The following is a 12,500-nucleotide window of genomic DNA, read 5'->3' as shown; positions in this document are numbered from 1 at the left end:
TTCAGATATTTATCGACCGTTCTGCGATCGATATCGAGTTCACGGGCAATCTTGGATTTGTTCAATTTCAAAACACCCTCCTTCATAAGCGGCATAAGCTTGTTCAAATCTGTCAAAGAATCAACACGCAACGAGTTGTTGATTGATAAAGTAATGATCATAAAATCCTCCCTGCAAATAAGAGAATTTTACAATCTGTTTTTAGAAACTGTACATATTTATCTCATCGTTTATGTACATATTTATCTTATCGTCTACATTTTACATTTTTCATCTTGTTTTTCTTCTCTCTGAAGCATTTTTTTGATCTATACTTCCATTCTTCGTTTCTTTCATTATCTAAATTATACTCTATAAACAATCGATATCCAGCACTTTATTGTATTAGAAAATTAACATATAGCATTCAATATTCTGGCTGAAGACTATCCATCCAGTATGCAGTGGAGCGTATCGATCATGCAACTTTTTATTTCATTGACTTAATATTTTTATTCTGTTAGTTTATGAACGGTAAGGCCTTACTCGATTAAAACGAAATAAAGTAGGCGGAAAAATGTATCACGCAAAATTTAAAAATACACATTATGAAGCTGGATACCATTGGGGACAAGCTTTAAAAAAACATGGAACACTCATTTGCGAGCAACATACTTTTCAAATTACAGAAGAACGAAAAGCTTTTGCAAAGGGGTGTATTCCGATTTATGAAAAATACTATCCAGAAATTTTAAATGAAATCAAAGGAATATCGGATGGACAGCAGGCATCCTACGAGGATTTATGTACATTTTTATTTAGTATGTATTGTTTTGAATTCAGTAATCATTGTACTTGTTTTGCGTTTCAAGATAAAAACCATATTCTCTTAGGAAGAAACAGCGATTTTTTAGTGGAATTAGAAAAATTATATATGAATTGTTTATATCGTCTTGATCATGTTTATGCTTTTAATGGAAACACTACCGCCTTTGTTCAAATGGAAGATGGTGTAAACGAATATGATCTAGCTGTTGGCTTGACTTTTGTGTATCCTAAAGTACGAAAGTATGGCTTCAATGCAGGAATGTTAGTACGATATATACTCGAAAAATGTAAGACAATTCAAGAGGCACTTTCATTTTTAAAAAGTGCACCGATCGCTTCTCAACAAACTATAACTATGATTGATATTACAGGTGAAATGGTTGTTGTAGAATGCAATCCATTCGTTGTTGAGATTATTTCTCCGAAAGACAACGAGCATTTTGTAACAACCGCAAACAACTATAACCCATTGAAAATGACCGAATACAAAAATGATGAAAACATTGACGACTGGAACTCATCAGAAAGGTATACTGTCGCCTATCAAGCTTTAAAAAGCCAAAACAATCAATTTTCTCTGAATTGTGCTGAAGATATACTCTCTGGTAAATATGGTTTTATGTGTCAATACGATAGAAAAACTGGCGCTGATACAGTATGGTCTGTTATCTATGATGTGAAGAATAAACGAATTTATAGAGTTGAAGGAAATCCGTCAAGAAAGAAGTTTAAAGAAGATACTCGCTTAAAATTTAAAAACTATTCCATATAAAATTCGAAGCAGTTAATCCTAGGATTGACTGCTTCTTTTGTTACTAGAAGGGAGTAAGCCACCTTGCGAAAGATTAGTTTTAAGTTTAAATACATTGGCTTATATCTTGTTTATGAAAGACTAGCAGACTATTTTCCGTTTGGAATTTCAAGTTTACATCGTGACGAAGTGTTTAACACAAAAGCGGCTTCCATTTCAAAAATGTGGGTATCTGTCCTTAAATTGATCACAGTTTGAATATTGAAGTTGTCGGCTTCATCAGACAAATTATGTCGGACTTTATCGACCTCTGTACATCCAGCTATTCCGGCCATAAGAAAAGCCGTCATAAGGACGGCTGTAATAAATTTCATGATTGTTTTCATTGAATTTCCTTTCACGCAAAATAAAAACCGCATCGAATTCGATACGACTAAACAAATTAAACTTTTGCGGTAAGCCCAGCGAAAACGCCTTCTAAAGCAATAAAGAATGATTGTCCAAGGAAACCCCTCGCTTTCTTCATTCCCTGATTCTCTTCCAGGTATTCGACGCCCTTCAGAGTAATGTGGACCCCGTCGTCTACCCAACCTGATCCATTTTTAGTTTGGTAGACCATCAATCCTTCGATGAATCCTAAGCGGATCAGCTCTGAGATGATGACCTTCCAATATGCTTCCGGAATCGCGATCAGTTTTGAGTTATATTACAGATCTGACCATTGTGGAGCTCCTTACGATTATATAATACTATATAAAAAAACATCCGTTTCAATCCGTTCATTAAATAATTTTATATATTGTTTATGCATTTTTCGCCATCTCGTATTTCAAGACCAATGAACCGCTATTTTCGGAGTCTAGCCAAGTGACCTTTCAACTTCTACTGCTTTTCGATCCGCCTTGATGATCGACACGAGTTTCTTGATCCGCACGTTTATATCCTCGGCAGTCTCCTCGACTACGAAGTCCAGAATACCCTGGGTAGCCGTGATCTTGTGATTCTCTTGAAGAATCGAGGCAGCGCTCTTGGAAAGTTTAGTACGTTGGGCTTGCTTTTCCAGCTGCGCGATCTGGTCTTTCAAGTTCTCGTTTTCCGTCTGGATTTTTTCCTGTTCATACTGCTTTTTTGTTCTTCGTTCATCTTTGCAAGCTTTTGCGCTTCTGTCCAAGCCTCCTCGATCTTTTTTGGTTCTCTTTTCAACCCGTTTCAAACGCTCCTTCACGATCCGGTCCAGTTGCCTGGACGAACGTCTTCTTCCCTTTTTCCTATTCCGGCTATTATAGCACCTTAACGAGGCACAATGTTTGAACTCTTTGCGATTCCAAAAATCTCGGTCTTGGAGCACTATAAGATCGCATGAAGTTCATCGATAGTTCGAATGACTTCTTCGAGGATGTCTAATGGGCACTCCTCTATTTTTCTTGCATTCCGTCTGGCGAGATTGACCGTTCGGTTCTGATCAGCCATAATCACCCCTTGCGTGGTCGTCCTTCCATCCAGTTCGATATACGTCGGATACCGTCTTGTGGTCGTAGAAATCGGACATACGCTGTACATCCCTGTCTGATTTAACAGATGGTTCGAGATGATCAGCGCAGGTCGTCTTCCATCCTGCTCATGTCCTCTTACAGGGCCGAAATCGGCCCATACAATATCACCCTGGTTATAGCCCATATTCATATTTCTCCTCGTTTATATATATTCACCATCTCTCAGATCGTCATCACTGAACACCTCATCCAGCTCGATCGGGCCTCGATATTCAGCAAACCGCTCTGCAACGGTCTTCCTCTTCCTTAACGGCGTAACGATCAGTTGATTATTCTTTACCTCCAGTCCTAGATCGTCACCAGTGTTAAGCTTCAATAATTCGATGATTGATTTCGGCAGCCTTATACCTTGACTGTTTCCCCATTGGGACAGCTTTACTCCTTTCAACGTTGTCATGTCAATATTCCTCCTGCGTAAGCCTATGCATACTTACAGAAAAAGTATATACGATAGGATATACTTTTTCAAATCTATTGGCACAATTTGTCAATTACGCTGTTGATGTGCTTATACATTCCCTTGATCGTGTAGTCATGCTTGACAGCTACATCCTGTACTTTCTGATGCAAATGATATAAATCCTGCATCAATCTTTGAACTTCCACACACAGCTTCTTAATAATGTCCGCTTCTTTATGATCGTGGTCCGTAAAAAAACCCCTGGATCAGATCGCTATCCTTCGTCTCTTCTTCCTGAATCCGTTCCAACTCGGCTTCCGGATCGTCGTCATCGAAACGGAAGAGTCCTACACAAGAAAGACATCCTTTCTTGATCATGAGATGCCCATCAGAAAACGGCAACAGGATGAGAAAGAAGCACGGCAAGTCTCCAACGAAACGCCGTATAAGAAGAGGCCTGTACCGCTCGGATATGGGAAAGCTCATCAATGAGGATGTAAACGCCGTTTTGCAGATCTTAAAGAAAGTAGTCCCAAATACCTATGCAAATGGGATAGAGGGGATCGGATTTTCCCCGGTCAAGCTAAATCTGAGTTTAAATGCAAAAGCTGTGAAAAAGACGCTTACAATTCCGGATTGGGCCAGTATTCGAGCTCTCCACTTTCAGACTTAGAGCAGGAAGCATGGCAAAAGCTACATTTAACTATTCAGCAGCGACTTCGGTATCGAATTCGATATCGTTTTTTATACCACAAAGAAAAAAGCCCTTTATATAAGGGCTTAAAAGTCAATGGTGCGAAGAAAGGGACTCGAACCCTCACGAATTGCTTCACTAGCGCCTGAAGCTAGCGCGTCTGCCAATTCCGCCATCTTCGCTTGTAACGCAACTATCATATCAAAGAAGTCGATCACGGTCAAACAATTCTTAAGAAACGATAGATTCGCTGTATACTATACATATGAAAAACGAACAAAAGATCAGTGTGGAAGCCACACTCGTAAACAAAGAAACTTTTTCCTATAACGCGGTCGAAGGCCTCGAAGACGCTCTCGATCAATTTCAGCTTGACTTTATCGCGGTAGGAAAACCGCTCAGCTTCGAAGTGAGCGTCTTTGAATTCAATGTCGTCGAAATCGGCATGAAAGGCTTGCTCACCTACCAAGGGAATGATTTGATCTCCTTTGGAAAATGGATCAAAGACTTCAAGATGTAGAAGGCGCTTCGCCTTCTTTTTTTCGAGCTTCTTTGCATAAAAGAGCGTTTGAACAATCCTCTTTGCACCACTCGTCTCTTTTCTCTTCCAAGAGCTGCACGATCTTTTCATCGCCTTCTTCATCATACACAAAGAGCGGACGCTTAAGACACGAGGGATTCTTTTGCAAGAAGCGGATCTTTTCTTTCCAAGTTCTCTTCTTGAAGCTTTTTTTAAGCGTCGCTTCAAAAGCGGGAGATAATGTCACATACTTTTCTTCCTTCCCATAAAAAAACTGGATCACTTTCTTGATCTCCTCTTCGATCAACAGCGTGACATAAATATTTTTCTCCTCGAAATCGACTTGGTTCTCTTTTAAATAGTTTTTTGTCTTTTTGCAGCTCATGCAGCCAGGCATCGTATAAATCGTAATCATCGTATCACCAATAAGAATTATACCGAAAACGACTACACAATGATACGATTTTCACTTATTCGTGATAATATGGAAAATATGGATGGAGGAATCGAACAATGAAACGAATGTTAAGTGGAATCAAACCGACCGGACGGCTTCATTTAGGAAACTATATCGGCGCGATCTCCCAATTCAAACAATACCAAGACGAATATGAAATGTTCATCTTTATCGCTAACGAGCACGCGTTGACCGTGCCGATCGAAGCCAAAGAGCTAAGAAAAAACACGAAAGATCTGATCGCGCTTTACTTAGCATGCGGACTAGACCCTGAAAAGATGACACTCTTTTTACAATCCGACGTTCCAGCCCACGTGCAGTTAGGCTGGATCATGACTTGCCTCTCCTATATGGGCGAGCTGCAAAGAATGACCCAATATAAAGACAAAACAGCCAAAGGCGAAACAGGTATCACCGCCGGCTTATTCACCTATCCGCCATTGATGGCAGCCGATATCTTGCTTTACGATCCCGACTATGTCCCTGTCGGCCAAGACCAAAAGCAGCACGTCGAATTGACAAGGACGCTAGCCGAACGCTTTAACCACCGCTATTCGGATACATTCAAAGTACCCGAACCTTTGACAAGCAAAGTCGGACAAAAAATCTATTCGCTCCAAGAACCGGAAAAGAAAATGTCCAAATCCGAAAAAGACTCGAAAGGAACGATCGACTTGCTCGACGATCCTGCTCTTGCCCGCAAAAAGATCATGTCGGCGAAAACCGATTCTGTCGGCATCATCCAATACGATCCGATCAATCAGCCAGGACTCGCCAATCTTTTAACGATCCAGTCAGTCTTAAGCAATGAACCAATCGAATCGATCGTCAAACGTTATGAAGGAAAAGGCTATGGCGAACTAAAAAAAGAGATCGGACAAACCGTCTACGATTTCCTAAGCGATCTGCAAGCCAAATATAAAGAGATCATCGCTTCCAATCAAGTCGAGGAAGTCTTGAAACAAGGTGCCGAAAAAGCGAGCCGCATCGCGAACAAAAAGATCGCCAAAGTCTATCGCAAAGTCGGTTTATCGATCTAATGAACCTATCAGAACTCTTTTCCGCTTCCATCGATCCAAAATACAAAGCGTTTCATGAAAAGCTGATCCCAGGTCATACGATCTTAGGGATCAGGACCCCCGTATTGGAACAGTACGCCAAAACGCTCGATCCAAGCTTTTTAGAGACGCCTTTAGAATCAAGCTACGAATATAGCTTGTTGTATGGATTTGTACTCGGAAGGGCCAAGCTCGATCTCTCGAGCCGGCTTCGCTATTTAAAAAAATGGCTTCCCTATAACACGAACTGGGCGAGTAACGATATGGTCTGCGCTCGACAAAAATGGATGCGAAAGCATAAACAAGAAGTCCTGTCTTTTTTAGATTCGCTTCTACAAAGCCAAAACGAATTCGACCAGCGCTTCGCTTATACTTCGTTTTTGATGCACTTCAAAGAAGAAAGCGACTTTGAAACGATCTCTCAAAGGATCCAAAAATACAAAGCAAGCAACTACTATACCCAAATGGCCCTCGCTTGGCTCTTATCAGAATGGCTCATCAAAGACTTCGAAAAGACGATTGCTTTTATGGAAACTCTAAATCTCGATCCGTTCACCTACAATAAAGCTTTACAGAAAACGATCGAGTCCAAAAGGACACCCATTGACATAAAAAAACGCTGCTCAACGCTCAAGCGCAAATAAGCAGCGTTTTTTTTACATGGCTCCATGCTCTTCTTTCGAAAGCACTTGCTTGATCGTCCGAACAAGCAGCGTCAAATCGAGCCAGATGCTCCAGTTTCGATAATAATACTCATCAAGTTCGAGCCGATGCTCAAAATCTACATCGCTACGACCATGCGTTTGCCACATCCCTGTGATTCCAGGTTTTGAAGCCACGACATCGTCATAATAAGAACCCATATCGACTTTTTCCCGCGGCAAATAAGGACGAGGTCCGATCAAAGACATTTCCCCTTTCAGTACGTTGATAAATTGCGGAAATTCATCCAAGCTCGTCTTTCTTAAAAAAGCGCCCGCCTTCGTGACACGTGGATCGTCTTTCAGCTTTTTGTTTTCTTGGTATTCTTGGCGGATCTTCGGATCCTGCTCCATCAATTGATCCAAGATCTTTTCGGCATTTGGCACCATCGTCCGATATTTATAGATCGTAAATGTCTTTCCGTCTTTTCCGATCCGCTCTTGTTTGAAAAAGATCGGATCCGTATCCCCTTGTTTTCGATTCAAAACGTATACATAAACGCTCAAAGGCGCCAATACGATCATTCCCGCCAGCCCCGCGCAAATATCGATCGATCTTTTAAAGAAACGCTCTACAGGCCGGATCGTTCCCTCTGAAGTCGAGATCATCAAAAGACCATCAAAATCATCGATCTTCGTATTGAAGTTGATGATCCCCTCCGATACAGGAATATACTTGACCGTATCGACAAGATCGTCCAATCGAGTCGTCAGCCTTGTCAGATCCGTTCTTCCAATTTCCGGGATCGCGATCAAGACTGTATCAATATTTTCTTGTTCGATAACTTTTTCAAGATCCTTCGCCGGATAAACTGGATGATGCAGCTCAGCTGGTGTTTGATGGATATTCTTGAAATACGGATCGTTGTTGCAGTCGATAAACGCTTTGATCTTATGCAACGAAAAACGATTGACTTTGCAGACATCCTCTAAACGCGACGCGCTCTCTCCCACCCCGATGATCAATACGTTTTTATGGACTTTGTTCCATAAAAGCAAATGCGAAAAACGCGCGATGATCAAGTTGAGAAGAAAATGACACACCATGAATAAAAGCAGCCATAAGATCTTTTCCCAATAAAAATTTGTATAGTTGATCATCAGCAGCGAGCCTAGAAAATAACCGATATAACCGATCGTCATCAGCTTCAATTCATCCCAGATCAAAAGCGCTCTTCCCCGATAGCGGCCCGCCATATTCTGCATGAGAACATACAAGAGAACAAGCTTGACCTTATAGCCTAGCGTGAATGGAAACACGCTGACCAAGATCGCCGTCATCAAGAGCTCCATAATATTTTTATACAATCCAAATTTTGTCATAGTTCACCCTTCGCACTTTAAAAAAATAGCATACTTAACAAAAAAAGTCATGCACTTTTTCAAGAGATGACTTTATTGTTTCGAATGCAATAGTTTATATGTAACCATTGTAGGTTTATGACTCCATGGATCTTCTTCAATATACGCGTCTAAAGAAAACACATCCGCGAGCACTTGTTTTCGCATGACATGCTCCACATCACCTTCATACAAGATCGTCCCGCTCCGCATCGCGATTAAGTGATCCGAAAAACGAGCCGCTAAATTCAAATCATGAATGACAAGCGCGATCGTTTTCTGTTCTTTTTCGTTGAGTGTTTTAAGAAGCTCGAGGATTTCGAGCTGATGCGCCATATCCAAATACGTGGTAGGCTCATCCAATAAGATGATCGGCGTATCTTGCGCCAGCGCCATAGCAATCCATACCCTCTGTCTTTGACCGCCAGAAAGCGTATCGACACTTCTGCCCTTAAGATCCAGCACTTTTGTCGCCTTCATCGCTCTCTCGATATGCTCATGGTCTTCTTTGCTCAGCTTCCCAAATCCTTTCTGATAAGGATAACGACCAAAAGCGACGAGTTCCTCGACAAGAAGCCCTTCAGGAGCCTGTGGTCCTTGCGGCAGAAGCGCCAATTTTTTTGCGATCGATTCCGTTTTTAAAGAAGACATCTTTACACCCTCGATTTCGATGTCTCCAGACTGCAAAGGCAAGATGCGCGCCAACGCTTTGAGAAGCGTCGATTTCCCACAGCCATTCGGACCAATGATGCTTGTGATCTTCCCTTTCGGGATCTTGACATCCATGGCCGGAATGATGATCTTCTCTCCATATCCGATCACGAGTTGTTTTCCTTCCATCGCCAATTCCATAAGCCCTCTCCTTTCAGTTCTTCATCAGCAAATACAAAAAATACGGAGCGCCGATCACAGTCGCTACAATTCCAATTGGCATTTCATAAGGCAAAAACAAAGTTCTTGAACCAATATCGGCCACCAACAGCAGCACGCCCCCTATCAAAACGCTCGCGGGAACGAGCTTTTTATAATTCGGACCCACGATCCTACGAGCCAGATGAGGACAAACAAGACCTACAAAACTCAGCCCACCGCCAATCGAAGCGCACAAGCTCGCCAAAATAATCGCCAACACGAAAAATAGACGCGATTCTTTGAACACATTGACACCGATCCCGATCGAAACCTCTTCTTGCAGCGCTAGCGCGTTAAGGATCCGGCTTTTATACGCGATCAAGCCAAAAATCACAGCCATCGAAACCGTTAGAAAAAGAACGCTCGTCCAAGAGGCCCCCCAAATATTGCCTGCGATCCAGCTTTGCACAAAAGCGTATTGTTGATCTGGCATCTTGAGCATCAAGATCGTCGTCAACGACGTGATCGCCATCGAGATCGCTACGCCCATCAATAAAAGACGATTCGGATGCAGCTTCTTTTTATTGGACGCCAACTTATACTCGATCCAGAACGTAAGCCCTGCTCCTGCAAAAGCTAAAAGCGGAAGCAGGAAGGAAAAATGCGGCGATTGATTTTGAAACAACAATAAATAAAGCGCCATCATCAAACCAGCACCCGCGTTGATCCCTAAAAGTCCAGGTTCTGTCATCTCATTATGAGAGACGCCTTGCAGCACACACCCTGAAAGCGATAAACCGATCCCGATCAAAAGACTCGCAAGAACCCGCGGCAAACGCAGTTCGACGATCAAAAATCGTGTCGTTTCATCTCCATGGGCAAACAAGCTCGAAAGAAGCTCGTTCCAAGGAATCGAAGCGTATCCAGCTTGAATGTCCAATACTAACAACAACAAGATCAATACGATCAAGCAAGGAAAGAGCACTTTCACATTTTTAAACATGATCCTTCATTCCTTTCCGTGCTAGATAAATAAACATAGGAACACCAAGAAGTGCGAAAACAAGACCGATCGGCGTTTCTCTTGGCGCGTTGATCAGACGAGAAATCAAATCCGCGCCCACCATCAAGATCGCTCCTGCAGGCATGCAGGCAGGAATGATCGCTTGATAATCGCTTCCTACAAAGAAGCGGACGATATGCGGCGTCAATAATCCAACAAACGCGATCGGTCCAGCTAAAGCGACAGAAGGTCCTGCCAACAGCAAAGTGATCAATAAACAAAGCGTTTTCGTTTTCTCGACTTGTAATCCTAAGCTTGTCGCGCTCTCGTCTCCTAGCGATAAGATCGAGATCTTCTTTGAAATAAGGATCGAAGCGATCAAGGCGACAAGCAAGATTGGCGCGGCCACGATCAGCTGCTCCATCCGAATACCGCCCACACCTCCCGCGCTCCAGAACGTCAGATCTTGTCCTGTTTGAAAGAGGATCGAGATCCCTTGCGCAAGCGATGTCAGCAGCATCGAGACAGCTAGGCCTACCAAAACAAGGCGAACAGAATCGAGTTTTCGTCCTTTGATCATCATGAGTCCAAAAACGAGCAGCATCGCAAACCCCGCTCCTAGAAACGAAGCGAAAACGCTCATCGAAAAATGCATCGTGCCAAGAAAAGAGACACAGATCGCTAAAGCGAAGCTCGCTCCTGCATTGATCCCTAAAATTCCTGAGTCCGCCAGAGGATTTTTGCTCATCCCTTGCATAAGTGCACCCGCGCATGCAAAACTAGCGCCGATGAGAAGATCGCCAATCGTTCGCGGGATCCTCAAATCAAACAAAACGATATGTTGCTGGTTGGAAAGGTCTGGATTTTTTAACGCTTCCAAGATCGTGGAAAGCTCGATCTTGGTACTTCCTAATACGATCGAGGCGAGCGAAAGAAGAACCAAAAGCAAGAGTGTACACGATAAAAAGAGGAGAAGACTCCATCTTTTTGAATGGTTCATCGTCTACTCCTTGAATTGTTCGAAAAAGTCGATAAAGATTTCGAGCTGCTTCGATTGGGTGATCGGATCTCTATGCATGAAAGAGACTTGTTCATACGGAAGCGTCTTTCCGTTTTTAACAGCTGGGAGCGAATTCCATAAATTGCTCGAAGTCACGAACGCGGGATCGGTTCCATCTAATACTCCATATAGAACAAAATCTCCTGCGTATTCTGGAAGCGCCTCTAGAGAAACGACTTCATATTGCTTATCGCCATCGACCATTTCCTTCTGGACCTTTTCTGGAGCTTTTAGATCCCATAGATCGTAGAGGATCCTTCCTCCACGCGCGAAGTGGGAGCCCATCGTGTAGATCTGCTGTGGCCATACTTCAACGATCGAGACCGTTTGATCTTTGACGATATCTTGGATTTCTTGTTTATGCTCTTCGGCTTTTTGAAGGAATTGTTCGATATAGTCTTTGGCTTCTTTTTCTTTTCCGACTAATGAGGCGATGTATTCAAAAGTTTCGTCATCGCTCCGTTGTCCATCTTGAATATAGACCGTTGGTGCGATCTTCGAATATTTTTCATAATCCGCTTCTGTGATCGTGATGATCAGATCCGGTTTGGCGGCACTAAATTGCTCAAGCGTAGTTTCCGAAGAGGTGATATTCATCGGCTCGATCCCCTCAATATCGTCTTTTAAATAGGGATTGTTGAGCGCGTAAGGCGAGGCGATGATCGGTTTGACGCCGACGGCTAAAAATTCCCCTAAATAATAATCGGAAATGATCCGTTTTGGATTTTCTGGGATCTCGACCTCCCCTTTATCTGTTTGTACGGTCTTCATTGCCGTGCTCTTTTCTTCGGTGGTCGTCGATGCGCATCCCACCATTGCAAGAGTGGTGATCAAAAGAGTAAACAGCACACCGACTTTCTTTAAAGATTTCATGATTCCATCCTTTCTAGTTTTCAATACACACTTATCTTATCGTATTCTATTTTCTAGAGTAAGCGGGAATTAAAACAGCGTATAGAAAACGCTCATCGAATCAGAGACAATATCTCTACCTGCGATGAGCGTCTTTGTTTTTATTGGCATATGCTGATCAAATTTGGATTCCAAGGCATACATTCCTCCAGTATTTCGCTGGTCAGCTTTCCAGCATGTCTTGAGAGTTCTTTTAAAAGGTGAAGGATGTATTTGTAAGGGATCAGCCCATTTGCTTTGGCGCTTTCTACGATCGAGTAGAGTACTCCGCAAGCCTTGGCTCCTCTAGGACTTCCCGAAAACAGCCAGTTGTTTCTTCCTACCGCAAAATTTCGGATCGTCCTTTCGGCAAGCGAATTGGTCATCGGCAGACTTCCGTTGTCCAGGTAGC

18 protein-coding genes and 1 tRNA gene are annotated in these 12,500 nt (G+C 42.6%); 4 read left to right on the top strand and 15 right to left on the bottom strand.

Going from position 1 to position 12,500, the window contains the following annotated elements; all coding sequences use genetic code 11:
• The first annotated feature begins 556 nt into the window (after nt 1-556).
• A complete protein-coding gene (locus BO225_RS07380) occupies nt 557-1,579 on the top strand; it encodes a C45 family autoproteolytic acyltransferase/hydrolase (RefSeq protein ID WP_076341615.1) in 1,023 nt (340 codons plus the stop codon).
• A gap of 128 nt (nt 1,580-1,707) precedes the next feature.
• Here BO225_RS07380 and BO225_RS07375 read toward each other — a convergent pair whose 3' ends face one another.
• The 8 genes from BO225_RS07375 to BO225_RS07340 form a co-directional block, all read right to left on the bottom strand.
• Nucleotides 1,708-1,944, bottom strand: a complete 237-nt coding sequence (locus BO225_RS07375) for a beta-sandwich lipoprotein (protein WP_076341614.1) — start codon at nt 1,942-1,944, stop codon at nt 1,708-1,710.
• Between the two features lie 56 nt (nt 1,945-2,000).
• A complete protein-coding gene (locus BO225_RS13090) occupies nt 2,001-2,243 on the bottom strand; it encodes a YjcQ family protein (protein ID WP_354096488.1) in 243 nt (80 codons plus the stop codon).
• A gap of 174 nt (nt 2,244-2,417) precedes the next feature.
• Entirely contained in the window at nt 2,418-2,906 is a 489-nt protein-coding gene (locus BO225_RS07365; RefSeq protein WP_076341612.1) for a capsid assembly scaffolding protein Gp46 family protein, read from the bottom strand.
• On the bottom strand, nt 2,906-3,235 hold the full coding sequence (locus BO225_RS07360) for a type II toxin-antitoxin system PemK/MazF family toxin (RefSeq protein ID WP_083632139.1): 330 nt from the start codon (nt 3,233-3,235) through the stop codon (nt 2,906-2,908). Before BO225_RS07360 ends, BO225_RS07365 begins: the two co-directional genes overlap by 1 nt.
• A gap of 18 nt (nt 3,236-3,253) precedes the next feature.
• On the bottom strand, nt 3,254-3,508 hold the full coding sequence (locus tag BO225_RS07355; protein ID WP_076341610.1) for an AbrB/MazE/SpoVT family DNA-binding domain-containing protein: 255 nt from the start codon (nt 3,506-3,508) through the stop codon (nt 3,254-3,256).
• Between the two features lie 74 nt (nt 3,509-3,582).
• Nucleotides 3,583-3,717: a hypothetical protein gene (locus tag BO225_RS12860; protein WP_269843898.1), complete on the bottom strand. Its 135-nt coding sequence runs from the start codon at nt 3,715-3,717 to the stop codon at nt 3,583-3,585.
• Between the two features lie 28 nt (nt 3,718-3,745).
• Nucleotides 3,746-3,889: a hypothetical protein gene (locus BO225_RS12365; RefSeq protein ID WP_158023808.1), complete on the bottom strand. Its 144-nt coding sequence runs from the start codon at nt 3,887-3,889 to the stop codon at nt 3,746-3,748.
• Nucleotides 3,890-4,302: 413 nt separating this feature from the next.
• A tRNA-Leu gene (locus BO225_RS07340) sits at nt 4,303-4,387 on the bottom strand.
• 83 nt (nt 4,388-4,470) lie between these two features.
• Between BO225_RS07340 and BO225_RS07335 the strand changes: the two genes are divergently transcribed.
• Nucleotides 4,471-4,725 (top strand): DUF2500 domain-containing protein, encoded by a 255-nt coding sequence (locus BO225_RS07335; RefSeq protein ID WP_076341607.1) that lies wholly within the window; start codon nt 4,471-4,473, stop codon nt 4,723-4,725.
• Here the strand turns inward: BO225_RS07335 and BO225_RS07330 are convergent.
• Nucleotides 4,715-5,140: a glutaredoxin domain-containing protein gene (locus tag BO225_RS07330; protein WP_076341606.1), complete on the bottom strand. Its 426-nt coding sequence runs from the start codon at nt 5,138-5,140 to the stop codon at nt 4,715-4,717. The genes BO225_RS07335 and BO225_RS07330 overlap by 11 nt on opposite strands.
• 98 nt (nt 5,141-5,238) lie before the next feature.
• Between BO225_RS07330 and trpS the strand changes: the two genes are divergently transcribed.
• On the top strand, nt 5,239-6,222 hold the full coding sequence (trpS, locus tag BO225_RS07325) for a tryptophan--tRNA ligase (RefSeq protein WP_076341605.1): 984 nt from the start codon (nt 5,239-5,241) through the stop codon (nt 6,220-6,222).
• Nucleotides 6,222-6,884: a DNA alkylation repair protein gene (locus BO225_RS07320; protein WP_076341604.1), complete on the top strand. Its 663-nt coding sequence runs from the start codon at nt 6,222-6,224 to the stop codon at nt 6,882-6,884. Before trpS ends, BO225_RS07320 begins: the two co-directional genes overlap by 1 nt.
• Before the next feature lie 12 nt (nt 6,885-6,896).
• Here BO225_RS07320 and BO225_RS07315 read toward each other — a convergent pair whose 3' ends face one another.
• The 6 genes from BO225_RS07315 to BO225_RS12995 all read right to left on the bottom strand — a co-directional run.
• Complete coding sequence (locus tag BO225_RS07315; RefSeq protein ID WP_083632138.1) at nt 6,897-8,264, bottom strand: sugar transferase; 1,368 nt, start codon at nt 8,262-8,264, stop codon at nt 6,897-6,899.
• Between the two features lie 72 nt (nt 8,265-8,336).
• Nucleotides 8,337-9,134, bottom strand: a complete 798-nt coding sequence (locus tag BO225_RS07310; protein ID WP_076341603.1) for an ABC transporter ATP-binding protein — start codon at nt 9,132-9,134, stop codon at nt 8,337-8,339.
• A 13-nt stretch (nt 9,135-9,147) separates the two neighbouring features.
• Nucleotides 9,148-10,137, bottom strand: a complete 990-nt coding sequence (locus BO225_RS07305) for a FecCD family ABC transporter permease (RefSeq protein WP_076341602.1) — start codon at nt 10,135-10,137, stop codon at nt 9,148-9,150.
• Complete coding sequence (locus BO225_RS07300; protein WP_076341601.1) at nt 10,130-11,137, bottom strand: FecCD family ABC transporter permease; 1,008 nt, start codon at nt 11,135-11,137, stop codon at nt 10,130-10,132. The genes BO225_RS07305 and BO225_RS07300 overlap by 8 nt, the downstream gene beginning before the upstream one ends.
• 3 nt (nt 11,138-11,140) lie before the next feature.
• Nucleotides 11,141-12,070 carry an ABC transporter substrate-binding protein gene (locus BO225_RS07295; RefSeq protein WP_083632137.1) on the bottom strand — a complete coding sequence of 310 codons (930 nt, stop codon included), beginning with the start codon at nt 12,068-12,070 and terminating at the stop codon, nt 11,141-11,143.
• Nucleotides 12,071-12,210: 140 nt separating this feature from the next.
• A partial coding sequence (locus tag BO225_RS12995) for an IS66 family transposase (protein WP_143356716.1) occupies nt 12,211-12,500 on the bottom strand: 290 nt, incomplete at its 5' end.

This window comes from Dubosiella newyorkensis, assembly GCF_001945605.1.
GTDB lineage: Bacteria > Bacillota_I > Bacilli_A > Erysipelotrichales > Erysipelotrichaceae > Dubosiella > Dubosiella newyorkensis.
This window is presented reverse-complemented; position numbering and strand designations above follow the sequence as displayed.